This is a genomic window from Mesorhizobium sp. NPDC059025, assembly GCF_042739655.1.
Lineage (GTDB): Bacteria > Pseudomonadota > Alphaproteobacteria > Rhizobiales > Rhizobiaceae > Mesorhizobium.
Genome location: NZ_JBHYIM010000003.1, coordinates 464,136 through 489,637, shown reverse-complemented (window position 1 = coordinate 489,637; position 25,502 = coordinate 464,136). Strand labels below are relative to the sequence as shown.

Genomic DNA, 25,502 nt, shown 5'->3' with positions numbered 1-25,502 from the left:
GCTTTACGCGCCGCCGGCACGCCCCGCAAGCCGGTCTATTGCGGCTTGCCGTTCTTCCAGGTGACGTTCTGGCCATACAGCGGTACGGTCGAGATCGCCATCTTGGCCGATCCGTCCTGCACCTGGCGCGAATGCGAAAGATAGACCAGCGTGTCGTTGGCCTTGTCGTAGATCCGGTTCACCACCTGTTTCTTCCAGATCAGGCTGATGCCCTGTTTGAACACCTCTTCGCCGCCTTTGCTGAAGTCGATGTCTCCGATGCTGATCGGCCCCGTCTGCTGGCACGAAATCGCCGAGTCCGACGGGTCCTCGAACCAATTGCCCTTTTGCAGCCGATCGATGACGCCACGGTCGAAATAGGAAACGTGGCAGGTCACACCCTCGACCTTCGGATCCTTGATCGCTTCCACGATGATGTCGTTGCCAAGCCAGTCGACGCCGACCTTGCCGACCTGCTGCGCCAGCGCCACCCCTGCGATACCAACAAAACAGGCAACGAGTGCCCCGCCGATCAGTTTTCGTCCGGTCCGAGAGAACAAGAAACCCTCCTTGTGTTGGCCGATTGTGATTTCAGTTGGGATCAGCCGCCCCATCTTGCAAGCTTTTTAGACGACAGGTTGCGGCAATGACGCACTTTGCGCTCATTCCGGCAAGGCGATAAGGTTTCGCCGAACATGCCGCCTGGTGTTCTGCGAAACCAAGCCGGCGGCCTTGAAATGGCTCCTGTCCCGGATCGTTCCCACAATGCGCTCTATTCTCGTTGGTATCCTCGTTCTCATGGCTGTCGGCATCGGCTGGCTGACCTTCAACTGGTATCGCAGCCACTTTGGCGGCGAGCCTTTTGGCGCCCCCTTCGCGCTGACCGATCAGACCGGCAAACCCGTGACCGAGGCTGCTTTCCGCGGGCAGCCGACCGTCGTGTTCTTCGGCTTCACCCACTGCCCCGAAGTCTGTCCGACCACACTCTTTGAACTGGCCGGCTGGCTCAAGACGCTGGGCGACGAAGGCAAGGACATCAAGGCCTACTTCGTGTCGATCGATCCCGAACGTGACACGCCAGACGTCATCAAAAACTATGTCACCAACTTCTCCGATCGCATTGTCGGCATCACCGGCGAACCCGACAAGGTGCGCGCCATGGCAAAGTCCTTCGGCATCTATTTCAAGCGGGTCGATACTGGCGGAGGTGACTACACCATGGATCACACCGCTTCCGTGTTGATGCTCAACCGCAAGGGCGACTTCTTCGGCACGATCGCCTATGAGGAAAATCCCGATACCGCACTTGCCAAATTGAAGCGGCTGGCCAAAGACGGCTAATCAGCTTTTCAACGCGGCGCATGCCGCAAGACAGGTGCCCATGGGCCAGACGCGCCTCTATCTGACCGCAACCAAGGCCGAGGCCGATCACATCTTCGCCGTCCTCGAAACAGTCTTCGAGGACGACGGCCTGCCACTCGCAGTGCTGGAACTCGACGAGGAGCGCGACCTGCATGAGGTCTCGCTTTACGCAGACGGCGACATAGAGCCGGTCGAGGCGCGGCTGAAGGCAGAACTGACGGCCCTTGGGCTGGCCCGACCGGTCGAGCGCGAAGTATTGCCCGACGTCGACTGGGTGGCGCGCTCACTGGAAGGCCTGAAGCCCGTACGCGCTGGCCGCTTCCTGGTGCATGGTGGCCACGATCGGCAGAAGCGCCATGCCGGCGACATCGCCATCGAAATCGAAGCAGGACTGGCTTTCGGCACCGGTCATCATGGCACCACCGCCGGCTGCCTGGCCATGCTGGAACGTGTCGCCATCCGCGAGAAACCACGCAACGCGCTGGATCTTGGCACTGGCAGCGCAGTGCTGGCCATCGCATTGGCCCGTCTCGCCCACATTCCAGTGCTCGCCACCGATATCGACCCTGTCGCCGTCGACGTTGCCGCCGCCAACGCGCGGCTGAACCATGTAGCCGGTTTGGTCGAGACCGTGACCGCGCCCGGCTTCCATCATCCCATCTTCGCCGCCCGGGCGCCCTTTGACCTTATCGTCGCCAACATCCTTGCCAAGCCGCTGATGAAACTTGCGCCGGAGATGGCGAAGTACCTGGCGCCCGGCGGCTCCATCGTGCTTTCCGGCATCCTGGATCGCCAGCGCGATGCCGTCGTGGCAGCCTATGCCGGCCAGCAGTTCCGGCATCTGCGTACCACCCACCGCGAGGGCTGGGTGACGATCCATCTGAAGCGCTGAGCTGGACTTGGAGCGTTTCCATTTTTCATGGAAACGCGGAAACGCTCCAACTCTTTGTTTTGATGCAATTCCGGACGGAAAACCGTCGCATGCTTCTCCCGCAATTGGTCCAGCGCGCCGATTGTCAGGCGTCGACCACGCGGCTACGGTCCGGCCACACAATCGAACAATGACAGGTTTGCATCGATGTTCCAGACTTTCGATCCCGCCGGCGATCCCACCGTGGGCAAACCGCATGTCGCCAGGCTGCGTGGCTGGCTGAGCGAGAATGGCCTTGACGGTTTCCTGGTGCCCCGCGCCGACGAGCATCAAGGCGAATACGTTCCGGACCGTGCTGCAAGACTACGCTGGCTGACCGGCTTCAGCGGCTCGGCCGGAGTGGCCATCGTGTTGCGCGACCGCGCCTTCATCTTCGTCGATGGCCGCTACACGCTGCAGGTGCGTGCCGAAGTCGACCTCGACATCTTCACTGTCGAAAGCCTGATCGACAATCCGCCGGCCTCCTGGATCCCGGAAAATCTCGGCAAGGGTGCGCGCCTTGGCTTCGATCCATGGTTGCACACCGTGGGCGAAGTGAAAGCACTGAAGGCCGCGGCGGCAAAATCGGGCGCGGAACTGGTACCGGTAGCCGAAAACCCGATCGACATCATCTGGGATGATCAGCCCGATGCGCCGATCGCTCCGGTGGAACTGCACCCGCAGGCTTTTGCCGGCGAGCTTGCCAAGGACAAGTTGGCACGGCTCGCTTCCGCGATCGGGAAGGAAGGCGCCACGCATGCCGTGCTGACCGATCCCTCTTCGATTGCCTGGGCCTTCAACATTCGCGGCGGCGACGTACCGCACACGCCACTGGCACTCGGCTTCGCCATCCTTGCGGCCGACGGCAAGCATCAGCTGTTCATGGACAGCCGCAAATTCTCGCGCACCGTTGCAGCCTATCTCACCCAACTCTGCGACCCGCACGAGCCGGCAGAGTTCGAAGGCGCGATCGTGGATCTGGCAAAGAACGGCGCCAAAATCGCGCTCGACCCGGTTCTGGCCGCTGACAGACTGCGCACGCTGGTGGAGGACAATGGCGGCACCGTCGTTTCCGCTGCCGATCCCGCTCGAATCCCTCGCGCCGTCAAGAACCAGGCCGAGATCGCCGGCAGCCGGGCTGCGCATCGTCGCGATGGCGCCGCCATAGCCAAGCTGTTGTGCTGGCTCGACCGCCAGAAGCCGGGAACGCTCGACGAAATCACCGTCGTCAAACAGCTGGAGCAGGTGCGCCGCAAGACCGGGGAGGAAACGCAGATGTCGCTGCGCGACGTTTCCTTCGCGACCATTTCCGGCGCCGGCCCCAACGGTGCCATCATGCACTACCGCGTCTCCACGGAGACCAACCGCAAACTCGCCAGGGATGAATTGTTCCTGCTCGATTCCGGCGCGCAATACCAGGACGGCACCACCGATATCACCCGCACGGTTCCGATCGGCAAACCGACGGATGAAATGCGTGAGCGCTTCACTTTGGTGCTGAAAGGCATGATCGGCATTTCGATGCTGCGCTTTCCGGCTGGCACGCGTGGCTCGGAGATCGATGCTGTCGCACGCATGGCCCTATGGCGCCACGGGTGCGACTTCGCGCATGGCACCGGCCACGGCGTCGGCTCCTACCTTGCCGTGCACGAGGGACCACAGCGTATTGCACGCACCGGTACGGAAAAGCTTCTGGCAGGCATGATGCTGTCCAACGAGCCTGGCTACTACAAGGAAGGCCACTACGGCATCCGCATCGAGAACCTGATCATCGTCACCCCGGCCGAAGAGATCGAGGGCGGCGATATTGCCATGCATGGTTTCGAGACGCTCACCCTTGCCCCCATCGATCGCCGGCTGATTCGCACCGATCTTTTGACCAAAGCCGAGCTTGAATGGCTGGATGCGTACCACGCCCGCGTGCTCGCCGAGATCGGCCCGATGGTCGATGGCGAAACGCTGGCCTGGCTGGAAAAGGTGACGGCGCCTCTTTGAGGCGCCTGTTCTGTAAGCAGGTTCTAGGCCATGAACTGTCGTGCCAGGATCAGCACGGCAGCTCCGGCAAGGAACATCGACAGCAGGCCGCCGCGCAGCGAGACCGCGCCTGCGACGATCAGCGCTGCCCATTCGGCAGGGCCGGCACTTAAAACCGCAGGCGCAACCAGCGTCGTCAGCACAGCCGCCGGGACGGCATTCAATCCCGCCTCGACACGCGGATGCACCCGTTCGAAGCGCGAGATGACGAGATGGCCACCAACGCGGGTGAGATAGGTGGCGATCGCAGCCGCAATGATGATCCAGAATGTCGCACTCATGGCTGCTCCTCCCCTTCTATGCCGGGTTTGGTGCCGACGCCGCTGTGATGCGGCGGCAGGATGACGGCGAGCAGGATGCCGGCAACCGCGCCGATCGAGACATGCCAGGGCGAGCCGACCGTCTTGTAGGCGATGATCGATGCGATGGCGCTCACCACCACCACCGGCAGCCACAGCGGGCGTTTGCGGAAACCCATGACCAGGCCGAAGAAGTAGATTGGCAGCAGGAAATCGATACCGAGCGAATGGGTATCGCTGATCAGCCTGCCGAAATAGGCGCCAAGCGCCGTTTCAGCCACCCAGAACACATAGACCGGCAGTCCAAGCCCGAGATACCAGATGAAACTCACCGCCTGGCCGGTTTCCGCCTTGCGTTCGGAAATGGCGTATTGCGGATCGGTGAGGATGAAATAGCCAAGCACCTGCTGCACGATCGGCCAGTGCGAGATGCGCCGCCCGATGCCTGCCGAATAGAGCACATGGCGGAAATTCACGGCGAAGATCGAAAGCACGATCAGCCACGGCGCGACATGCTGGCCGAACAGTTCGATGCCGACCATCTGACTGGCACCGCCATAGACGGCGGCGCTCATCAAGGTCGCCTCGAAAACCGAAAATCCGTTGTCGACGGCGAGCGCCCCGAACAGCATGGCGAATGGCGCGGAAGCCACCACGACCGGCGTGCTGAGCCGCACCCCGTCCCAGAATTCGCCCGCTCTGGACCTCTCGGCGATTGCTTCCGATGACATCGGTCACTCCCTTTAGAGCGCAGCGCATCCGCTCGGACGCGCAAGGAACGCTCCAACACCTTGAATCTGCGTATCGCGCTGGAAGGGTGACATGTAGGTAGCCAGCTGCCGGATGTCACACCAATTCGCTTGAGCCAAACGATCAGCGAAAATGATGCTTTCCAGTGCGCTTCAGCCCTGCGGGATCGGCATGACCGTGCCTTGTATTGCCCTGCCCCAGTCGAGCAATGGCCGGGCGCGAATGACGAAATCGAGCAGGATATCAGCCAATTCCGGCGTGTGGATGGAAGCCTGCTCAACCTCCTGGCGTACGACGAAATGCCGGTTGCGGATCGCGGCTGCAAGGTCGGCATCGGTGACGTGTTCAAAACCACGCGGCATGCGTTTCATGGCGCCCTGCATGCCGAGTTCCAGCTTGCCCTTTTTCAGCACGGCCACCAGCTTGCGGAACTGTTCCGGCTTCGTCTCGATGGCGCGCCGCATCGCCTGCAGCATTGCGGTCTCCGGCTGCCACCATGCAACCGCGGCGAAACAGGCATCGAGTCCCAGATGAAAGAAGAAAACGCCCTGCTCCATCTTGGTGCCATCCGGTGACAGGATCGCAGACACATGCGTGGTGTAGGGGCGCTTGTCCCTTGAGAAACGCACGTCGCGGTTGATACGGAACAGCGACTTCTTGCGGTCGCCGCGCAAGCCGAGCCCCGCGGCGCCGAAGCGCTCCGAAAGCGTCTCGACGAGGTTGCCGAGCGGCTCGCGCAGCTCGCTTTCGAACAGATCGCGGTTTTCCTGAAACCATTCCCTGCTCTGGTGAAAATCCAGCGCCTTCAGGAACGGAAGGGCCTTCTGGCCAAAGCCGGTGAACGTCTCCGCCATCACCCGCTCCGTCCGACCCTCTCGAACCAGGTGTCCTCGTCGATGACCTCGATGCCGAGATCCGTTGCCAGCTTGAGTTTCGAGCCCGCGCCGGGCCCGGCAACGACAAGGTCGGTTTTGGCCGAGACCGATCCCGCAACCTTTGCGCCCAGCCGTTCGGCCATCGCCTTGGCTTCCGAGCGCGACATCTTCTCCAGGGATCCCGTGAACACCACGGTCTTCCCGGCAACCTGGCTGTCGGCCGACACATTGACGACATAGGGCTTTGGGTGGACCTGCTGCAGCAATGCGTCCAGCACATCATCGTTGCGCTCATTGCCGAAAAAGTCGCACAGCGCACCGATCACCGTATCGCCAATGCCGTTGATGGACGGGAAGATGGTCTTTGGATCATCCGCCTTGGACGCTTCCTTGCCAACGCGGATGAACTCTTCCGCCGTCGAGAATGTCTTCGAAAGTGCGGCAGCCGTCGTTTCGCCGATGTGACGGATGCCAAGCGCGAAGATGAAACGATCGAGCTCCGGCTCACGGCGCGCATCTATCGCGTCGAACAGCTTTTCGAGCCCTTCATAGGTACGTTCTTCGGCGGTCAGCACCTTCTTGCGGGTCGCGCCCTTGGCGGCCTCGCGCGCCTGCGCCTGCGCCTCGCGCCTCTCGAAGAGTGCCTGCTGAACCTCCACGCGCCGGTCTTTCAGCCTGAAAATATCGGCTGCGGTCCCGAGAAGACCGGCATTGAAAAACAGGTCGATGTTTTCGGCCCCCAGGCCTTCGATATCCATTGCACCGCGCGACACAAAATGGCGCAACCTTTCGACCGCCTGCGCCGGACAGATCAGTTCGCCGGTACAACGCCGTCGCGAATCCTCCTTACCGGTCTTCTCATTCACCTCGCGCGTCGCTGCCGAACCGCAAACAGGGCACGTGTGCGGAAACTCATAGGGCACGGCATCGGTGGGACGTTTGTCGACCACCACGCTGACGATCTGCGGGATGACATCCCCTGCCCGCTGAATCACCACCGTATCGCCGATGCGGATATCGTTGCCCTCGCGGATGGGCTCGCCGTTGCTGTCGAAGCCCTTGATGTAGTCCTCGTTGTGCAGCGTCACATTGACGACGGTGACACCGCCTACCGTGACCGGATCCAGCCGGGCTACCGGCGCCAGCGTTCCGGTGCGGCCGACCTGGATGTCGATCTTGCGCACGATCGTCGTCGCCTGCTCGGCGGGGAATTTGTGTGCAACCGCCCAGCGCGGCTCGCCTGTGACGAAGCCCCAGCGGCGCTGCAGCTCAAGCTGGTCGACCTTGTAGACGACGCCATCGATATCATAGCCGAGCGAAGACCGCTGCGCCTCGATAAGCTTGTACTGCGCGATGAGTTCATCAACCGATCTGGCGCGCACCATCAGCGGACTGACCTTGAATCCCCAGTCGGCGAATTTCTGCACCGCCTCATATTGCGTCGGCGCTGGATCCTCGGACGTGTACCCCCAGGCATAGGCAAAGAATTTGAGGTTGCGGCGTGCGGTGACGGACGGATCCTTCTGCCGCAACGAGCCGGCCGCTGTGTTGCGCGGATTGACGTAATCCTGGCCACCCGCAGCAGCAGAGCGTTCCTTCAAGGCCTGGAATTCGGCATAGGTCATATAGACCTCGCCGCGGATTTCGATGATTTCGGGCCAGCCCGAACCCTTCAGCCTATGCGGGATGTCGGCGATGGTCTTCAGATTGGCGGTAATGTCCTCGCCAACCGCACCATCCCCACGCGTGGCGCCCTGGACGAAAACACCATTTTCGTAACGAAGCGATGCGGACAGCCCATCAATCTTGGGCTCTGCCGTGAAAGCAATGTCGAAATCCTTGTCGCGCTCGAAGAAACGTTTCGCCCGCTCCAGGAAATCCACCACATCCTGATCGGTGTAGGCCTTGGCGAGGCTGAGCATCGGTACGGCATGACGAACCTTGGCAAAGCCTTCGGCCGGCGCGGCACCGACAGATCCTGTCGGACTGTCGGATCGTACCAGATCTGGAAAGGCCTCTTCGATCGCAGCATTACGCCGCCGCAAGGCGTCATACTCCGCATCCGTGATGATTGGCGCATCCTCGCCATGATAGCGGCGATCATGCTCGCTGATCTCGGCGGCCAGACGCGCGAGTTCTGCCGACGCTTCTTCGGCACTCAAGGCTTCGATGGGCTTGTTCTGTTCAGACATGGCGCGACCACTCCCCAACTGCGGGACCTAGAGCGTTTCCGTTACCTACGGAAACGCGGAAACGCTTCAACTGCGTTTTTCTATGCAATTGCGGACGCAAACCGCCTGCGCTTTTGCTGGAATTGCTCTGAAGTCATCGGCAAATTTCTTTGGAAAGTAAACCGCTTCCGCTGCTCCCGGCCGTCACTACCGACAGTTCACGACGTGACTTTATTTTCCCGCAGCAGCCTCTCGGCCGCCGCCCTCGCTTCGTCGGTAATGCTGGCACCCGCCAACATGCGGGCGATCTCTTCCTGTCGCGCACCCCGATCCATCTCTGCGATGCCGGTAGCGACACGGTCCGTGCCTGACTTCGAAATCAGGAAATGCGTCGCCGCGCGCGCCGCCACCTGAGGTGCATGGGTGACGGACAGCACCTGCACGCGCGTCGACAGCCTCGCCAGTCTCTGGCCGATCGCGTCGGCCACTGCGCCACCCACGCCAGTGTCGATCTCGTCGAAAACGAGGGTCGGGGCCGAACCACGGTCGGCCAACGCCACCTTGAGTGCAAGCAGGAAGCGCGAAAGTTCGCCACCGGAAGCAACCTTCATCATCGGCCCCGGCCTGGTGCCAGGATTGGTGCGCACCCAGAACTCGATCAGGTCGATGCCCTCTTCCAGCCGATTGGCCGGCTCGCTGGATATCTCGACGATGAACTCGGCCCGCTCCAGCTTCAATGCAGGAAGTTCGGCCATCACGGCCTTGGCGAGCCCAGTGGCCACGGCATGGCGTAGCCCGGACAGCTCTGACGCCAGCAGATCATAATCCTCACGCGCCACGGCTGCCTGTTTTTCCAGCGCGGCAAGCCTCTCCTCACCAGCGTCCAGATCGGCAAGGTCAGCGGACATCGTGTCGCGCAGCTGCGCAAGATTGTCGACGACGACATTGTGTTTGCGTGCGGCCGCACGCAATGCAAACAGCCGCTCCTCGGCCTTTTCCAGCCGCTGCGGATCATATTCGGTCGCACGCAACGCAGCCTCGACGCCTGACTGTGCCGCATCGAGCGAGATCATCGCTTCGTCCAGCGATTTCACCACATCTTCGAGCAGGCCAGGCGCTTCGGTGGCCTTACGTTGCAAGCGCCTGAGCAGGCTCGCAAGTTGCGGCAATGGCGATGCGGGGCCGGACAGGACGTCCTGGGCATCATGGATTTCCGCAGCGATCTTTTCAGCCCGCATCATGACCGCGCGAAGCTCGGCCAATTCCGTTTCTTCGCCGGGTTGCGGATCGAGCTTGGCAAGTTCCGCAACGGAAGCGCGAAGATAATCTGCTTCCCGCGCCGCGGCTTCCACCTTGGCACGGTGACGCGCCAGATCCTGTTCGGCCTGCCGCCAATACCGCCAAGCCTCGCCCGTGCGATGCACGACACCGAGATGGCCGCCGAAGGCGTCAAGCAGATCCCGATGCGCGCCGGGGTCGACCAGTGCGCGGTCATCGTGCTGGCCGTGGATCTCCACCAGCGCGCGACCGATATCGCGCATCAGCGTCACCGACGACGGCTGGTCATTGACGAAGACGCGTGTACGCCCGTCCGCCGTCTGCAGGCGGCGCAGGATGATATCGCCATCATCCTCGATGGCATTCTCTGCGAGGATTTCTCGCGCCGGATGGTTGCGCGGAACGTCGAAGACGGCCGTTACCTGGCCCTGCGCCGCACCATGTCGCACCAGGGAGGCATCGCCACGCGCGCCGAGCGCCAGCGACAGAGCATCGAGCAGGATGGATTTGCCGGCGCCGGTCTCACCGGTCAAAACGGAAAGGCCCGGCGCGAAATCAATGTCGAGCCGTTCGATCAGGACGATATCGCGAATCGATAGCCTGGAGAGCATCGGCGCTCTATAGCATCAAGGATGGCTGCGCGCGCCCCATGAGGCGCGCGGTATGAAAGGATCAGGCGCCGCCGGTAATGAGCTTGCCGGCCTTGGATATCCACGATCCGGCATTCTCGCGCGGCTGCAAGCCGCCGCTTTGCAGGAGCTTGTAGGAGTCCTTGTACCACTGGCTGTCCGGATAGTTCTGCCCGAGGACGGCTGCTGCGGTCTGCGCTTCGTCGACGAGGCCCAACGCAAAATAGGCTTCGGTCAGACGTGCCAGCGCTTCCTCGATATGGCGGGTGTTGGAATAGTTCTCGACCACATTGCGGAAGCGCTTGATCGACGCCAGGTATTCCTTGCGCTCCAAATAGTAGCGACCGACCTGCATTTCCTTGCCGGCCAGCTGATCGTTGGCGTAACGGATCTTGGTCTTGGCATCCTCGACATATTCAGAATCCGGCCAGCGCGTCACCAGTTCCTGCATGGTCTGGATGGTGAGCTTGGCTTCCTTCTGATCGCGGGTCACGTCCTCGATCTGTTTGTAGTAGCTGAGGCCAATGATGTACTGCGCGTAGGCGGCCTCATCCGTGGAAGGATAGAGCGTCAGATAGCGCTTGGCCGCGCTGATCGCGTCGTCATACTTGCCCTGACGATAATTGGTGAAAGCCCCCATCACCATCGATTTGCGCGCCCACTCCGAATAGGGATGCTGACGATCGACAGCGGCAAATTTCTTGGCCGCTTCATCGAGGCGGCCGGCATTCATATTGGCGAGGCCCTGATTGTAGAGCACGTCGGCGGGCTCGGTCTGCTCGACATAGGTCGACAGGTCGATATCCTTTTCCGAGGACATGCAGCCCGAAAGCGCCAGAGGAGCAGCGAGCACCGAAAGTGCGAGAAAAGCCGCCGGGAACGGCGATTTCAACGCCGCAAGTGGCGCCTTCAACTGGTCGGCCTGTCTGAAAAACATGATCGAAATTCGCCCTCTCGGCGCCATTGCCCACGTCGGCGAGCAGCCATAAACCAAAAACAGCGCGCGCGGCAACGCTATCACCCCGCAATCGTGCAATTTTGTGGCGCAATCTGCCATGAATTGGGGATCAGGATTTCCCAGCCGAAGTGGTGCGCCCGTGCAACAGACGCACTTTCGGGCAAGAAGCCGACGAAATTCAGATCGTCCAGGGTGCGTATACCGGCGCGCTGATCGCACTCATCTCGCCGGAACGGCCACGGCGAGTCGTTTCCACCACCTCGAAGGCAGTGCGATCCGACAGCAGACGACGAAGCGCCGCCGCATTCAGCCGATGGCCACCGCGATAGGACCGGAAGCAGCCGATGAAGCGCGCGCCAGCCAGAGCCAGATCACCCATGGCATCCAGCGTCTTGTGCCGCGCGAACTCGTTTGGATAGCGCAAGCCGCCGACATTGATGACGCGATGGTCGTCACCGATCACCAGCGAATTGTCGAGCGACGAGCCAAGGGCGTAACCGGCCGCCCACAGGCGCTCAACGTCTTTCATGAAACCGAAGGTGCGCGCCCGCGCGATTTCGCTGCGGAAAGTGTCCGCGGTAAGGTCCGTGGCGAAGCTCTGCCGCCCGATTGCCGGGCTCTCGAAATCGATTTCGACTTCAAAGCGGGTCCCCGAATAGGGACGGAACTCCGCCCAGGAAGCACCGCTCTCGATACGGACTGTCTTGAGGATGCGGATGAAGCGGCGCTTCACCGAGAGAATCTCGATACCGGCCTGATCGATAGCCTCGACGAACTCGATCGAGCTGCCGTCCAGGATCGGCACCTCACGCCCGTCAATCTCGATCACCATGTTGTCGATGCCAAGCCCGAGCACGGCGGCCATCAGATGTTCGACCGTGGCAATGTGCTGGCCGGCTGGATCGCCGAGCATGGTGCAGAGGTCGGTCGCGCCCACCTCGGAAACCAGCGCACGGAACTCCCGCATCGGCTGCTCACCATCCATCAGGTGAAAAACAATGCCCGTGTCGGCATCGGCAGGCAGGAATTGGATGGTGACGGTATTACCGCTGTGAACGCCAATACCGGTCAATGTCGCGCGTGATTTCAGCGTTGTCTGATAGTCCTGCAAGCTGATCCCCATGTGCCCTTATGGCGCGGCCAATCGGCTTTTCGGTCGCTGCCTTTGATCTTCCAGCCAGCGGGGCACATCCCCAAAACACCCACTGCCGTTGTTGCCCGCGGAAGATAGTGGCCCCTCAGGCATACTCCAAATCACGCTTTCTTACCCCATGTAACGGCTGCGGGAGTACAAAAGCAACGTACAAGTATCTGTTTTTCCACGACTATTAAAGCGAACAGGCAGGCGGTTGCCCGCCTGCCTGTTAACAACTGTTACAATCCGTCAGAAGATCAGTTGGCCTGCCTGCGCAGGAAGGCCGGGATTTCCAGCTGATCGTCCTCATGAGTCGCTCGCTGCTGCGGAGCGAAGCGGCCATGATCGTCGGCCTGACCCCGGCGCGGAGCGTAGAGTTGCGCATCCTGCGGCGCAAGGCGACGCACCTCGGGGGCTGCCTGGCGCAGCTTCGGTTCGCGTGGCTGTGCCGGCTGCAGGCGGGCCGGCTCCTCCTCGCGGCGGGTCAAGCCGTTGGTGAGCCGCTTCAAAAGACCCATCGGGCCACGTTCCTCGTGGTCGACCGGATGCTGCTTTGCCTCGACTTCGGCGCGCACGACCGGCGGGAAATCTTCCACGCGCGGCATGCGAGGCTGCGCTGCGACCGGCTGCGGCGGAGCCATTTCACGCACAGGCTGCGGAGCCGGCTGCGGCGCAACCTGCTGCATCACGGGGTGAGGCTGTGGCTGGGCCGGTGGTGCCTGGAACAGCTTGCTCTGCGGACGGAAATCATCCTGCGGGGCGGCCTGGGCAACGCGCGGCTGCTGAGCAAACGCAGCTGCATTGGCCTCGGCCTGCTGGATGGCTTCGGCGACCGGATCAGCGGCACGCGTCTCGTGCAGTGCCGGTTGCGGCATCGGAGCGGTGCGCACCTCGGCGGCCTGAGCGGCCGCCGGGCGCGCCGGCACCTTCGGCTGTGCGGCACGGATCGAAATCGGAGCAGCGGCGATCTGCTCGGCCGACTTGTCGATACCGGTCGCAACGACCGAGACGCGAATGACGCCTTCGAGATCCTCGTCGAAAGTCGCACCCAGGATGATGTTGGCATCCTGATCGACTTCTTCGCGGATACGGGTCGCGGCTTCGTCCACTTCGAACAGGGTGAGGTCGCGGCCACCGGTGATCGAAATCAGCAGGCCCTTGGCGCCCTTCATCGAGGTCTCATCGAGCAGCGGGTTGGCGATTGCAGCTTCGGCTGCCGCCATAGCGCGGCCTTCGCCGCTGGCCTCGCCCGTGCCCATCATCGCCTTGCCCATCTCGCGCATCACCGAACGGACGTCGGCGAAGTCGAGGTTGATCAGGCCTTCCTTGACCATCAGATCCGTGATGCAGGCAACGCCCGAATAGAGCACCTGATCAGCCATGGCGAAGGCGTCGGCGAAGGTGGTCTTGTCATTGGCCAGCCGGAACAGGTTCTGGTTCGGGATGACGATCAGGGTATCGACGCACTTCTGCAGTTCCTCGATGCCCATATCGGCCGTCTTCATGCGGCGCTGGCCTTCGAAGTGGAACGGCTTGGTGACCACGCCCACCGTCAGGATGCCCTTCTCGCGAGCGGCACGTGCGACGACAGGAGCTGCGCCCGTGCCGGTGCCGCCACCCATGCCGGCTGTGACGAAGCACATGTGGGTGTTGGACAGATAGTCCGTGATCTCGTCGATGCATTCTTCGGCAGCGGCGCGACCGACTTCAGGCTGCGAACCCGCGCCGAGACCCTCGGTAACATGCGCGCCGAGCTGGATCAGGCGCTCCGACTTCGACATGGTGAGCGCTTGCGCATCGGTATTGGCCACGACGAACTCCACGCCACGCAGGCCCGCCGTGATCATGTTGTTGACCGCATTGCCGCCGCCGCCGCCGACACCGAAGACGGTGATGCGTGGCTTGAGCTCGGTGATGTCCGGCTTTTTCAGATTGATCGTCATAGTCCTCGTCCTTTTGCCTTTACCGCCGCTTCGCCGTCGCGGCCGCTTATGGGGCTGTCCCCGTCAACTCAACTAAAAACTGTCTCTCAACCACTGACCCATGCGGTGAAGTCTTCCCCCTGTTCCAGTCATCTTGAAACGGGAAGCTCCAAAGGCAGGATGGCTCTCGAAGGAAGCAACCTGCGGATAGATCATGAGCCCGACCGCGGTCGAGAAAGCCGGTCCCTTCGCCGCTTCCGGCAACCCCGCAACGCCAAGCGGGCGTCCGACACGCACATTGCGTCCCAGCACACGACGGGCTGCTTCCGGCATGCCGGCAAGCTGGCTGGCACCGCCGGTCAGAACGACCCGCTTGCCCACCACATTGCCGTAGCCTGATTTGCTCAGCCGCTCGCGCAACAGCTCCAGGGTTTCCTCGATACGGGCCCGGATGATTCGTGTCATCACCGAACGTGGAATTTGCAGCGGTGCCTCGCCCTCCTCGCCGATCGGCTGGATGGTGACGAGATCGCGATCGTCCGAGCTGCCGGGCAAGGCCGAGCCATGCATCACCTTCAGTCGCTCCGCTGCATCCAGCGAGGTCGACAGGCCCTTGGCCAGGTCGAGCGTGACGTGGTTGCCCCCGACGGGGATCGAGTCGCCGTAGACGAACTTGCCTTCCGAGAAGACGGAGATCGTGGTGGTGCCACCGCCCATGTCGATACAAGCGGCGCCCATTTCCAGTTCGTCGTCGACAAGCGCCGCGAGGCCCGCGGCATAGGGCGTGGCGATCAGACGCTCGACCGACAGGTGCGAGCGGTTGATCGCGAGCTCCAGATTGCGCAGCGGCGCCGAGTCACCGGTCATGACATGCATGTCGACGCCAAGCGTGTCGCCGACCATGCCGCGCGGATCGCGCACGCCACGCTCGCCATCCAGCGAAAAGCCCACAGGCAAGGCATGCAGGACTTCGCGCTCGGATTTCAGCGCCTGCTTGGCGCCAGCCCCAAGCACCCGCTTGATGTCGTTTTCGTCGACTTCATGACCGCCAAGATTGATGGTGGCATTGAAGGTTTCGCTCTTCAGGCGGCCCGCCGTCATGTTGACGATCAGCGAGTCCACCGTGAGACCCGCCATGCGTTCCGCTGCATCCACCGCCAGGCGGATGGCGTGTTCAGCGCGATCGAGATCGATGACGACGCCCGACTTCACACCGTGCGATTTCTGGTGGCCGATACCGATGACCTGGATGCGATGCGAGCGGCCACGCAGCAGGTGGCCCTCCTCGCAGGGCTTGAGTTTCGCCACCACGCAGCAGACTTTACTCGAGCCGACATCAAGAACCGTCAGCACGCCAGACCGACGCGAGGCTCCATCATTGTTGCCGCCGAGCCAACTCATATCTGCTGCCCCGCCTTGCGCTTTGCCATCTTGGCCTGTTCCTTCAGCGCCGCCTCACGCGCGGTCGCCGCTTCTTGCGTCAACTGCACCGTCAAACGATCGGAGAGGCGCATGTCGATCGAAGCGATGTCGCGTGACAGCAACCCCTTCTCGCGATCAAGGCGCACCAGCTCGGCCATCGCCTGATCGACATCGAACTCCGGCAGCTTGATAACGACGCCGTTGTCCAGCTTGATGTCCCAACGCCGGTCACCGACACGGATGTAGCCACGGACCCTGGAGGCAAGCTCAGGGAAACCGGCCACCTTGGCCATCAGTGCCGGCGCATGTTCTGGCGCGCCCTGCCCGACCAGCAGCGGCAGTTTCGACTGATCGCCGCCTGTGTAAGGCGCAATGATACGACCATCCCTCTCGATCACCGACAGTTCCGTGCCTCGCTGCCAGATGGCGAAAGCCTGACGCTCGTCTATGCGCACCTCGAGAAGATGCGGATAAACCTTGCGCACCGCCACCGACTGGATCCAGGGCAGCAGCGCGATGCGCTCGCGCGCGCCTTCAGCACTGAAACCAACCAGCGAGGTCCAGCCGTTCAGATCGAGCTTGTCGAGAATGTCGATTTCCGACGTCTCGCGATTGCCGACCACTTTGATCTGATCGACTGCAAAGCCCGTTCGGGCAGTCACATCCTGCACGAAGCCATCGAGATGCCCGCCGAGATAGGCACCATAGGTCAGGGAGGAGGCAAGAAACACGGTATTGATCACAGTCGCCGCGAAGGGCGGCGCATCGAACTCGCCACGCGTGAGCCGACCGAGCGTGCGCACGGGCTTGCGCAGCATCCTGGGCAGAACGAAACGATCGAGCCACGAGGACGCACCGAAGCGGGCGCGCGGCATCGCACCCTTTCTTCCGCTCTGTCCCCAGTTCAACGCCGACACGACGCGTCCTCCACCATCCAACTCAACAGCTCGCCGAACGAATGCCCTGCCTGGGCAGCGATCTCCGGCACCAAAGACGTCGGCGTCATACCCGGCTGCGTGTTGATTTCGAGCCAGACAACCTCGCCGTTTTCGGAATGACGGTCGTCGTAACGGAAGTCCGACCGGGAGACGCCCCGGCAACCGATCGCTTGGTGAGCCTTAAGGGCCAGTGTCTGTATTTTTTGGTAAATATTTAGTGAAATTTTAGCGGGGACTTCGTGTTTTGATCCACCTGGAACGTATTTTGAATCATAATCGTAGAAGGAATGGCCGGTCGGAATGATCTCGCAGACACCGAGCGCCACATCACCCATCACGGCGCAGGTCAATTCGCGCCCATGGACGTAACGCTCGACCATGACCTCCTCGCCATAATTCCACTCCGGCGACGAGATCAGCTGCGGCGGATGCGACTGATCCTCCTTGACGATAACCACACCAAAGCTGGAGCCCTCATTGACAGGCTTGACCACGTAGGGCGGCCTCATCGGATGCTCACTCTTGATGGTGAAACGGTCGATGACCCGGGATTCAGCAACCGGGATCCCGACAGCCTTCGCCACCTTCTTGGCCTGCTCCTTGTTCATGGCGAGCGCCGAAGCCAGCACGCCGGAATGTGTATAGGGAATCCCAAGGAATTCGAGCACGCCCTGGATGGTACCGTCTTCACCATAGGGACCATGCAAGGCATTGAAGACGACATCCGGCTTCAGCTCAGCCAGGACAGAGGAAACATCGCGCCCGACATCGACCCGAGTAACCTGATAACCCTCCGCCTCAAGCGTATCGGCACAAGCTTTCCCGGAAGACAAGGACACGGGCCGCTCGGACGAAAAACCTCCCAGCAGGACGGCCACATGTTTCTTCTTCATCACCCCGTCATCCCTCTAGCGGCGGGTTCACACTTCCATTTCCAGACATGAATCTCACATGTCCGGAGAATGACTTCCCCAGATGAAACGCGGCCCCACGCGTCGAACGACTCAAATCAGGAAACGCTGTTGCCCCAAAGAATCAGAGAGTTGATTCACTGACAAGCCCCTATGATTCCAGCGGATTCACTTTCTGAAAAAAAGCGCTTCGAAAGCCGGCTTTTGAGTCTTTTCTGCAACGCAGCCGCAGACTTCCGCGCAACAGGAGCAACAGCAGAAACCAGCCTCTTGCAACTGGCGGAAATCAGCTCGCTCGAGGCTTCAGGAAACCAGCGACCGTTTGCAACGACAAGTCGCAAAGCGCTGCCAGCCGCTCGGCGGAGACACCATCGCGCGCCTGCACGGAAAGGCCGTGCATGACTGCCGTCAGGTAGTCGCCGAGACGCTCCACGTCGGTGTCTTCGACGAACTCGCCGCCGCGGCGCGCCTGCTCCAAGCGCTCGGCAATCGCTGCCGTTTGCTGGCGACGCCGATCCGCCAGCCAGTCCTGCAAGCGGCGGTTTTCGACGGCACAGTTTGTCGCCGCCGTCACCACCATGCAGCCCCAGGGCTTGCCGGGCGGTGTGTAGGTTTCCACGGCTTCGCGCAGGATGCGTTCGATCGCCAGGTGTGCCGTTGGCTCTTCGGCAAGAACCCTGTCCACGAAGCCGCCCTCCCTGGCTTCATAGAGCCCGATCGCCTCGCGGAACAAATCCTCTTTTGAGCCAAAGGCGGCATAGATGCGGGCGGAAGCGATACCCAGTTCCGAAACGAGGTCGGCCATTGAAGTGCCTTCATAGCCACGCGCCCAGAATGCATCGCGCGCCTTCACAAGCGCTTCATCGCGATCAAATTCCCGAGGGCGCGCCATCATCTTCTCCATTCTTGATCGATCAACAAATAATTCGCTTGACATTCCGATGCAAGCTTTCGTTATTTGTCGATCGACAAAGAATCGACACAGGAGATCGTCCCCGATGAGTGCGTCAAACGAAGCCCTGACACACAACTCCACCGCTCGAAGCGGAGCACGGCGCGGTGCGACCCTTGCCCTGCTTGCATTCGCGCAGCTGATTATCGCGCTCGATCTCAACATCGTCTTCGTTGCACTGCCGGAGATCGGCGCCGGCCTCGGCTTTTCCAGCCAGACACTGCAGTGGGTGGTCAGCGTCTACACCGTCTTCACCGGCGGCTTCCTGCTGTTTGGCGGACGCGCAGCCGATTTGATCGGTCAGCGACGCATGTTCATCTTCGCCTTGTGGCTCTACGCACTGTCCTCGCTGATCGGTGCTCTCGCCTGGGCGCCAGAAATCATCATCGCCGCTCGCGCTGTACAGGGCATCGGCGGTGCATTTCTGTTTCCGGCGACGCTCTCACTGGTCAATCGGCTGTTCGAGGAAGGGCCTGAGCGCAACCGTGCACTTGCGATCTGGGGTGGCGCCGGTGCCAGTGGCCTGACCATTGGCTCGTTGGCAGGCGGTTTCCTCACCGCCGCCTTCGGCTGGCCGTCGGTCTTCTATGTCAACGTGCTGCTCGCCGGCGTTGCCATCATCGCGGCATTTTTCGTCATTCCGCGTGATCCCAGGCAACACGAACGCCGTAGTTTCGACTTTGCCGGCGCCTTCACTGTTACTGCTGGAGCGACCTTGCTGGTCTTTGCCCTCGTGCAGGGGCCGGAATATGGCTGGCTCTCGCTTTCAATCCTCTGGAGCGCGGGACTCGCGGTCCTCCTTCTCATCGCCTTCGCCACCATCGAAGCGAAAAGCGCAGACCCGCTGATGCCGTTGCGGCTGTTACGCAACCGCAGCCTGGTTGCCGGCATGACGATCACCTTCCTCTACATGGCGACCTTCGGCACGTTGCCCTATTTCCTCACCGTGCTGTTTCAGAATGTGCAGGGTTACTCCGCGTTGGAAACCGGCATCGCCCTCCTCGTCCCGTCGATCGCAATTGCTACCGGCACGCAACTCGGCGCGCGTCTGTCGACCCGCCTCTCGAACCGCTCCAGCCTGATCGGGGGCATGGTGATCGGTGCCATCGGCACCGCACTCATGGTGCCGGCAGTGACACCTGAAGGCACCTACCTTGCCCTTGCGCCTGGTCTGATCGTGTCGGGTATCGGCCAGGGCATCGTCTGGACCGCCATGTGGATTGCCGCGGCGTCCGGCGTGCGCCACGAAGAACAAGGCGTAGCCTCCGGCATGGCATCAACCACTCTCAATGTCGGCAACGCCATTGGCCTTGCCGTGCTGATCGCGGTCGCAAACCGCCATGTCGGCAGCCTGAGCGGCGCCACGCCCCAGCAGGCGACCGCCGCAGGAATGCAATCAGCACTCTGGATCGCGACCGCAGGTATCGCGCTAAGCATCCTCGTTGCGCTGGTCTCGCAAAGAAGGACGCCGAAGAGCATTTGAAACCGGAGAACTAGCGGGCGCGGTAGCCCTTGCCGAAATGGCTCTCCAGCCGCGCCTGCACCAGTTCGAACATGATCGACAGGAACCAGTAGATTGCGGCCGCCGTCGTCAGCATTTCGATATAACGATAGCTGGCCCGGCCATAGGACTGCGCCACGAACATGATTTCGGTGACACCCATCACCGAGATCAGCGAGGAATCCTTCAGCATCGCAATGAACTGCGAACCAGTCGGTGGGATGGCGACGCGGATCGCCTGCGGCATCACCACTTTCACCATCAGCTGCCAGGGGTGCAGGCCAAGCGCCAGCCCGGCTTCGCGCTGGCCGGCAGGCACGGATAACAACCCCGCGCGAAATATCTCGCTGAGATAGGCGCCGTAATTCAGTGAAAGCGCGATGATGCCGGATGGGATCGCCGCCGGCACCGGTCCGATCTGCGGGATGCCGAGATAGATCAGGAAAATCTGCACCAGCAGCGGCGTGCCGCGGAAGAACGAAGTGTAGAAAGTCGAAATTCCGTAGGCGACGGAGCTCTTCGACAGACGTCCCAGCGCCGCCAGCAGCCCCAGAATAACCGACGCGATAATGGAGAAAAAGCAGACATAGAGCGTGAGAACCGCGCCCTGGATGAATCCGGCGCGGCTGAGCGTGAAGCCAGCCAGCGCCGGGAACTTGTCGACGATAAAGGGCAGGTCGAGCCCGAAGGACAGGAAGAAGGCGACGAACAGGGCCAGCAGCACAATCCAGACGATACCGACACGGACACGAAACGCCCTGTCCACTGCGCCGGCACGTGTCTGGCCGGTTGTTTGCTCTGACGCCACGCCCGACCGCCCCTGCCGTTACTGCTTGGCCGAAATGTCGCGGCCGACCCACTTCTCGGAAATCGTCTTCAGCGTGCCGTCATCATACATCGCCTTGAAGATTCCCTTGATCTTGGCTTCCCATTCAGGATCACCCTTGTCTACGGCCACCCAGAGCGGCTCGGTGAAGAGTGTGTCGTCGACGATCTTGAGCTTGCCCCCCGACTTCTTGACGCGCTCTGCGACCGTCAGGTAACCGGCCACCGCGGCATCGAGACGCTTGCCGTCACCAAGCCCGAGATCCTGGAAGGCAAAGTCCTCGGTGTCATAAGGCTTGACCGTCACGTCACCAAAGGGGAATTCCGGCTTCACTGGCTCCTTCCCCGGTACCTCTATGACAAGTTCCTTCTGCAGGTATTTCTCGTAAGGCGTACCGCCCTGCGTACCGACATTCTTGCCGCCGAGGTCCTTGACGCTCTTGATGGTGGTGTTGTCGGAATTGACGGCAACCACCGCAGGCGCGCCATAATATTCGTTGACGAAAGTCAGGACCTTGGCGCGCTCTGCAGTCGGCGACATCGAGCAGATGCAGACGTCCCAGCGGCCCTTCCAGTTACCGGCCGTGATGATTTCCCAAGATGGCGTTTCGACCTTGAGCTCAACGCCGAGGCGCTTGGCGACCTCGCGCGCGATGTCGACGTCGAAACCGACAACCTCGCCCTTGTCGTCGATGTAGGAGAAAGGCGGGTAGGCCTGATCGGTGACTTCGACCAGAACCTTGTTCTTCATGATCCTGTCCAGCGTCTCGCCGGCATGCGCCGTCGAGATCATGCCGGCCAGAAGGCCACCTAAGACCAGTTTCGTTGCGTTTCTCGATTTCATTGGATGCCTCCCTGCGGCCTCAGCCAACACTAGAGCGTTTCCGTTTTTACGGAAACGTGCAAACGCTCTAACTTTTGTTTCACGCAATTCCGGACACAAAACCACTGCGCACTTTTGCTGGAATTGCCCCCATAAAACGCCAGGTCAAAACACGATTGCGCTTCGACCACACTGGTCCAGCCTCTTTGATTGCTCCCCGGGTCGGCTGGTCCAGCTCGGCTTATGTATAGACGTAAAATGCTTCTTGTCGGACTGCAAGCGCGATCCGCTGTTCAAGGCATCGACATCTGTAGATTGCTGGGGCCTACAGCAACTGTCCCTGAAATTCCTGCACTTCGCGACCGGGCCGGAAGTTGCCGATGCGCTTGATTTCCCAATGCAGACGGATGCCCGAATGCTCCAGCACGCGCTCGCGCACGGTCTCGCCGAGGTTTTCAAGATCATAACCGGTCGCAGTACCGGTGTTGATCATGAAGTTGCAATGCATGGGCGACATCTGCGCGCCGCCCACCATCAGTCCGCGACAGCCCGCCTTGTCGATTTCCTTCCATGCCGAGGTGCCCTCGGGATTCTTGAAGGTCGAACCTCCGGTCTTCTCGCGAATTGGCTGCACCGTCTCGCGGTGGTGTTGCACGGCGTCCATCGCTGCCTTGATCGCTGCCTGGTCTTCGGCATAGCCCTCGAACAGCGCCGAGGTAAAGATCAGGCCTGCCGGTGCCGAAGAATGCCGATAGGCGTAGCCCATGTCGGCATTGGACAGCACATGCGCATTGCCCTGGCGGTCAAGAGCGTTCACCTCAACGACGCGCTCGCGCGTTTCGATGCCGTTGGCGCCTGCATTCATACGCAGCGCACCGCCGATCGCGCCCGGAATGCCATGATAGAAATGAAAACCGCCTATGCCTGCCTCGAGCGCCACGGCCGCGACCCGCTTGTCGGGAATCGCGGCACCAGCGCGGATCCGTGTCGGTGAGACCACTTCAGCCGCACCGAACCCCTTGGCCGAAAGCCGCACCACGAAGCCCTGGATACCGCCGTCACGTACCAAGAGGTTCGAGCCGACGCCGACGATGGTGAGCGGAACCTCTTCCGGCACGGCTCTCAGGAAAGCAGCGAGGTCATCCTCGTCGGCTGGTTGGAAAAGAGCGTCCGCCAGACCACCGGCGCGGAACCAGGTGATCTTGTCCATCTCGGCGTCGGGCGTGATGCGACCACGCAGATCCGCCAGCCTGTCGCCGAGTTTCTCCAGCAGCGCCGCGCCGCGTGTCATGATCCAGCTCCGGCGAGTTCCTTCGGCAGCGCGTAGGCCCATTGCGTGATGTTGCCGGCACCGAGAAAGACGACAAAATCGCCTGGCTTTGCCAGCGTGCGTACGATCGGCGCAACGTCGCCTGGCCCTTCGATATAGCGGGCGTCACGATGGCCGCCGGAGCGGATGCGAGACACGAGCGCATCCGAAGACGCTCCGTCGATCGGGTCCTCACCGGCTGCGTAGACCGGCGCCACCATCACAGTATCGGCGTCGTTGAAGCAGGAGGCGAATTCATCGAACAGATCATGCAGGCGGGTGAAACGGTGCGGCTGGGCGATCGCGATCACGCGGCCCTTGGTGGCGTCGCGCGCCGCCCTGAGCACCGCCTTGATCTCGACCGGATGGTGGCCATAGTCATCGAACACTTCGACACCATTCCATGAACCGGTATGGGTGAAGCGGCGCTTGACGCCACCGAATGCCGACAGCCCCTTCTTGATCGCTTCCGCGGGGATGCCGAGCTCGTTGGCAACCGCGATCGCGGCCGTTGCATTCGAAACATTGTGACGGCCGGGCATCGGCAGCCGCAGGCCGGCAATCGCCGTCTCGCCGCCGCCCTTGCGATTGCGGATGGTCACATCGAAGACCGACGCTGCGCCGTCCATGCGGTGATTGGAGAAACGCACGTCGGCCTGGGTATTCTCGCCATAGGTGATGACGCGACGATCCTCGATGCGCCCGACCAGGGCCTGCACCTCTGGATGGTCGGTGCACATCACGCCGAAACCGTAGAACGGCACGTTCTCGACAAACTGGCGAAACGCCTCGCGCACCTTGTCGAAGGAACCGTAATGGTCGAGATGTTCGGGATCGATGTTGGTCACGACCGCGATATCGGCAGGCAATTTCAGGAAGGTGCCGTCACTTTCATCGGCCTCCACCACCATCCACTCGCCGTCGCCCATGCGGGCATTGGTGCCATAGGCATTGATGATGCCGCCATTGATGACGGTAGGATCGAGACCACCGGCCTCCAGCAGCGTCGCCACCATCGAAGTCGTCGTCGTCTTGCCGTGTGTGCCGCCGATCGCGACGGCCTGGCGGAAACGCATCAGCTCCGCCAGCATTTCGGCACGACGAACAACCGGCAGGTTCCTTTCGCGTGCGGCTCTCAGTTCAGGATTGACCTTCTTGATGGCGGTCGAGACCACCACCACCTCAGCCTCGCCAAGGTTCTCGGCCTTGTGACCGACGAAACACTCGATGCCTTTGTCACGCAGGCGCTGGACATTGGCGCTTTCGGCCTGGTCGGAACCCTGGACACGGTAGCCGAGATTATGCAGAACCTCGGCGATGCCGCTCATACCGATGCCGCCAATGCCAATGAAATGCACAAGGCCGATCGTCTGCGGCATCTTCATGCGCGGGTTTCCTTCCTGAACTCTTCTATCGTCTTGCGCGACGCAATAGCTTCTGCGAGGTCGGCGAGCAACCGCGCAGCGTTCGGACGGCCGACCGACTTCGCCGCCGCGGCCATCGTTTCGAGACGTTCAGGTTCTTCCATTGCCGCGCTTATGAGACTCGCGACCGTTTCGGGAGTGAGCGTCGACTGCGGATGCACCTCGCCGCCACCGGCGGCCGCAAGGGCCGCAGCATTCGCGGCCTGATCGTGGTCAAGGGCATGTGGATAAGGAACCAGCAGGGCCGGCCGCCCGATAACGGCGATCTCGGAAACAGTCGAGGCGCCGGAACGTGAAATCACCAGATGAGCGGCAGCCATGCGCTGCGCCATATCGGTGAAGAATGGCGAGACCTGCGCGTCGATACCCAGCCTGGCGTAGACATCCTTGACCCGGCCGACATCGTCGGCGCGCGCCTGCTGCGTGACGAGGAGCCGTGCACGCTGGGCGTCGGACAGCAGGGCGACCGCGGAGGGAACGGCGTCGGAGAAGAACTGCGCGCCCTGACTGCCACCGAACACCAGCAGCCGGAACGGGTCGCTTCCTGCCGAAGCGACGTATGGTGACCTGGCTGCCTCCAGCACAGCCGGCCGCACCGGATTGCCTGTGGTAACGGTTTTGGCGCCCGCGGCGCTTGTGTCCTCGGGCAGGAAGCCGCCGGCTATGGCGTCGACCCGAGGGGCAAGAGCACGGTTGGCGCGGCCCATGACGGCATTCTGCTCGTGGATGATGGTCATAACCTTGCGCCGCGTGGCTGCGTAGAGCGGCGGCAGCGTCGGATAGCCACCGAACCCCATGACGACCGCTGGCTTGATGCGGTGGATGACGCCGGAAGCCTGCCGCACGCCTTGCCAGATGCGCCACATGGCTCCGATCAGCGCGATCGGATTCTTCGATCCGAATGTCGCGGAGCGAATGGTATGCACCTCTTTCGCCGGAAAATGATTGGCGTAGCGCGAGGCGCGGTCATCTGTCGCCAGGTGTACGTCCCAGCCCCGCGCGATCAGCTCGTGCGCCAGGGCCTCAGCGGGAAACAGATGCCCGCCGGTGCCACCGGCCGCCAATAGAATAGTGCCTTTAGCCATTGCGGTGCGT

The 25,502-nt window shown here is 61.7% G+C and carries 22 protein-coding genes; 4 read left to right on the top strand and 18 right to left on the bottom strand.

Going from position 1 to position 25,502, the window contains the following annotated elements; all coding sequences use genetic code 11:
* Positions 1–35: 35 nt before the first annotated feature.
* A complete protein-coding gene (locus ACFWYE_RS10250) occupies positions 36–539 on the bottom strand; it encodes a CreA family protein (RefSeq protein ID WP_379068622.1) in 504 nt (167 codons plus the stop codon).
* A gap of 205 nt (positions 540–744) precedes the next feature.
* Between ACFWYE_RS10250 and ACFWYE_RS10245 the strand changes: the two genes are divergently transcribed.
* The 3 genes from ACFWYE_RS10245 to ACFWYE_RS10235 all read left to right on the top strand — a co-directional run bounded on the left by ACFWYE_RS10245 (position 745) and on the right by ACFWYE_RS10235 (position 4,246).
* Positions 745–1,320 carry an SCO family protein gene (locus tag ACFWYE_RS10245; RefSeq protein ID WP_379068619.1) on the top strand — a complete coding sequence of 192 codons (576 nt, stop codon included), beginning with the start codon at positions 745–747 and terminating at the stop codon, positions 1,318–1,320.
* A 40-nt stretch (positions 1,321–1,360) separates the two neighbouring features.
* Positions 1,361–2,233, top strand: a complete 873-nt coding sequence (locus tag ACFWYE_RS10240; protein ID WP_379068616.1) for a 50S ribosomal protein L11 methyltransferase — start codon at positions 1,361–1,363, stop codon at positions 2,231–2,233.
* A 186-nt stretch (positions 2,234–2,419) separates the two neighbouring features.
* On the top strand, positions 2,420–4,246 hold the full coding sequence (locus tag ACFWYE_RS10235) for an aminopeptidase P family protein (RefSeq protein ID WP_379111131.1): 1,827 nt from the start codon (positions 2,420–2,422) through the stop codon (positions 4,244–4,246).
* A gap of 23 nt (positions 4,247–4,269) precedes the next feature.
* Here ACFWYE_RS10235 and ACFWYE_RS10230 read toward each other — a convergent pair whose 3' ends face one another.
* The 12 genes from ACFWYE_RS10230 to ACFWYE_RS10175 all read right to left on the bottom strand — a co-directional run bounded on the left by ACFWYE_RS10230 (position 4,270) and on the right by ACFWYE_RS10175 (position 18,465).
* Positions 4,270–4,566, bottom strand: coding sequence for an AzlD family protein (locus ACFWYE_RS10230; RefSeq protein ID WP_129414252.1), 297 nt, complete (start codon positions 4,564–4,566; stop codon positions 4,270–4,272).
* A complete protein-coding gene (locus ACFWYE_RS10225; RefSeq protein WP_379068613.1) occupies positions 4,563–5,315 on the bottom strand; it encodes an AzlC family ABC transporter permease in 753 nt (250 codons plus the stop codon). The genes ACFWYE_RS10230 and ACFWYE_RS10225 overlap by 4 nt, the downstream gene beginning before the upstream one ends.
* Before the next feature lie 171 nt (positions 5,316–5,486).
* Positions 5,487–6,188, bottom strand: a complete 702-nt coding sequence (locus ACFWYE_RS10220) for a DUF2461 domain-containing protein (protein WP_379111129.1) — start codon at positions 6,186–6,188, stop codon at positions 5,487–5,489.
* The gene (gene ligA, locus ACFWYE_RS10215) at positions 6,188–8,401 is read right to left on the bottom strand and encodes an NAD-dependent DNA ligase LigA (RefSeq protein ID WP_379111127.1); all 2,214 of its coding nucleotides are present in this window, start codon (positions 8,399–8,401) and stop codon (positions 6,188–6,190) included. The genes ACFWYE_RS10220 and ligA overlap by 1 nt, the downstream gene beginning before the upstream one ends.
* Positions 8,402–8,598: 197 nt before the next feature.
* The gene (gene recN / locus ACFWYE_RS10210; protein ID WP_379111125.1) at positions 8,599–10,269 is read right to left on the bottom strand and encodes a DNA repair protein RecN; all 1,671 of its coding nucleotides are present in this window, start codon (positions 10,267–10,269) and stop codon (positions 8,599–8,601) included.
* A gap of 61 nt (positions 10,270–10,330) precedes the next feature.
* Positions 10,331–11,224, bottom strand: coding sequence for an outer membrane protein assembly factor BamD (locus tag ACFWYE_RS10205; protein WP_379068602.1), 894 nt, complete (start codon positions 11,222–11,224; stop codon positions 10,331–10,333).
* Between the two features lie 199 nt (positions 11,225–11,423).
* Entirely contained in the window at positions 11,424–12,368 is a 945-nt protein-coding gene (lpxC, locus tag ACFWYE_RS10200; RefSeq protein ID WP_379068599.1) for a UDP-3-O-acyl-N-acetylglucosamine deacetylase, read from the bottom strand.
* Between the two features lie 269 nt (positions 12,369–12,637).
* Positions 12,638–14,323: a cell division protein FtsZ gene (gene ftsZ, locus ACFWYE_RS10195; protein WP_379068596.1), complete on the bottom strand. Its 1,686-nt coding sequence runs from the start codon at positions 14,321–14,323 to the stop codon at positions 12,638–12,640.
* A 72-nt stretch (positions 14,324–14,395) separates the two neighbouring features.
* Positions 14,396–15,703 carry a cell division protein FtsA gene (gene ftsA, locus ACFWYE_RS10190; protein ID WP_379111123.1) on the bottom strand — a complete coding sequence of 436 codons (1,308 nt, stop codon included), beginning with the start codon at positions 15,701–15,703 and terminating at the stop codon, positions 14,396–14,398.
* Positions 15,700–16,641 (bottom strand): cell division protein FtsQ/DivIB, encoded by a 942-nt coding sequence (locus ACFWYE_RS10185; RefSeq protein ID WP_379111121.1) that lies wholly within the window; start codon positions 16,639–16,641, stop codon positions 15,700–15,702. Before ACFWYE_RS10185 ends, ftsA begins: the two co-directional genes overlap by 4 nt.
* On the bottom strand, positions 16,629–17,555 hold the full coding sequence (locus tag ACFWYE_RS10180; protein ID WP_379111120.1) for a D-alanine--D-alanine ligase: 927 nt from the start codon (positions 17,553–17,555) through the stop codon (positions 16,629–16,631). Before ACFWYE_RS10180 ends, ACFWYE_RS10185 begins: the two co-directional genes overlap by 13 nt.
* Positions 17,556–17,859: 304 nt before the next feature.
* Complete coding sequence (locus ACFWYE_RS10175) at positions 17,860–18,465, bottom strand: TetR/AcrR family transcriptional regulator (RefSeq protein ID WP_379111118.1); 606 nt, start codon at positions 18,463–18,465, stop codon at positions 17,860–17,862.
* A 106-nt stretch (positions 18,466–18,571) separates the two neighbouring features.
* Between ACFWYE_RS10175 and ACFWYE_RS10170 the strand changes: the two genes are divergently transcribed.
* Complete coding sequence (locus ACFWYE_RS10170) at positions 18,572–20,008, top strand: MFS transporter (protein WP_379111116.1); 1,437 nt, start codon at positions 18,572–18,574, stop codon at positions 20,006–20,008.
* Between the two features lie 10 nt (positions 20,009–20,018).
* Here ACFWYE_RS10170 and ACFWYE_RS10165 read toward each other — a convergent pair whose 3' ends face one another.
* The 5 genes from ACFWYE_RS10165 to murG form a co-directional block, all read right to left on the bottom strand.
* On the bottom strand, positions 20,019–20,834 hold the full coding sequence (locus ACFWYE_RS10165) for an amino acid ABC transporter permease (protein WP_379111115.1): 816 nt from the start codon (positions 20,832–20,834) through the stop codon (positions 20,019–20,021).
* Positions 20,835–20,852: 18 nt separating this feature from the next.
* Complete coding sequence (locus tag ACFWYE_RS10160; protein WP_379111113.1) at positions 20,853–21,695, bottom strand: transporter substrate-binding domain-containing protein; 843 nt, start codon at positions 21,693–21,695, stop codon at positions 20,853–20,855.
* Positions 21,696–21,999: 304 nt separating this feature from the next.
* Positions 22,000–22,965: a UDP-N-acetylmuramate dehydrogenase gene (gene murB / locus ACFWYE_RS10155; protein ID WP_379111112.1), complete on the bottom strand. Its 966-nt coding sequence runs from the start codon at positions 22,963–22,965 to the stop codon at positions 22,000–22,002.
* Complete coding sequence (gene murC, locus ACFWYE_RS10150; RefSeq protein ID WP_379068570.1) at positions 22,962–24,368, bottom strand: UDP-N-acetylmuramate--L-alanine ligase; 1,407 nt, start codon at positions 24,366–24,368, stop codon at positions 22,962–22,964. Before murC ends, murB begins: the two co-directional genes overlap by 4 nt.
* A complete protein-coding gene (gene murG / locus ACFWYE_RS10145; protein WP_379111110.1) occupies positions 24,365–25,492 on the bottom strand; it encodes an undecaprenyldiphospho-muramoylpentapeptide beta-N-acetylglucosaminyltransferase in 1,128 nt (375 codons plus the stop codon). The genes murC and murG overlap by 4 nt, the downstream gene beginning before the upstream one ends.
* Positions 25,493–25,502: the final 10 nt, after the last annotated feature.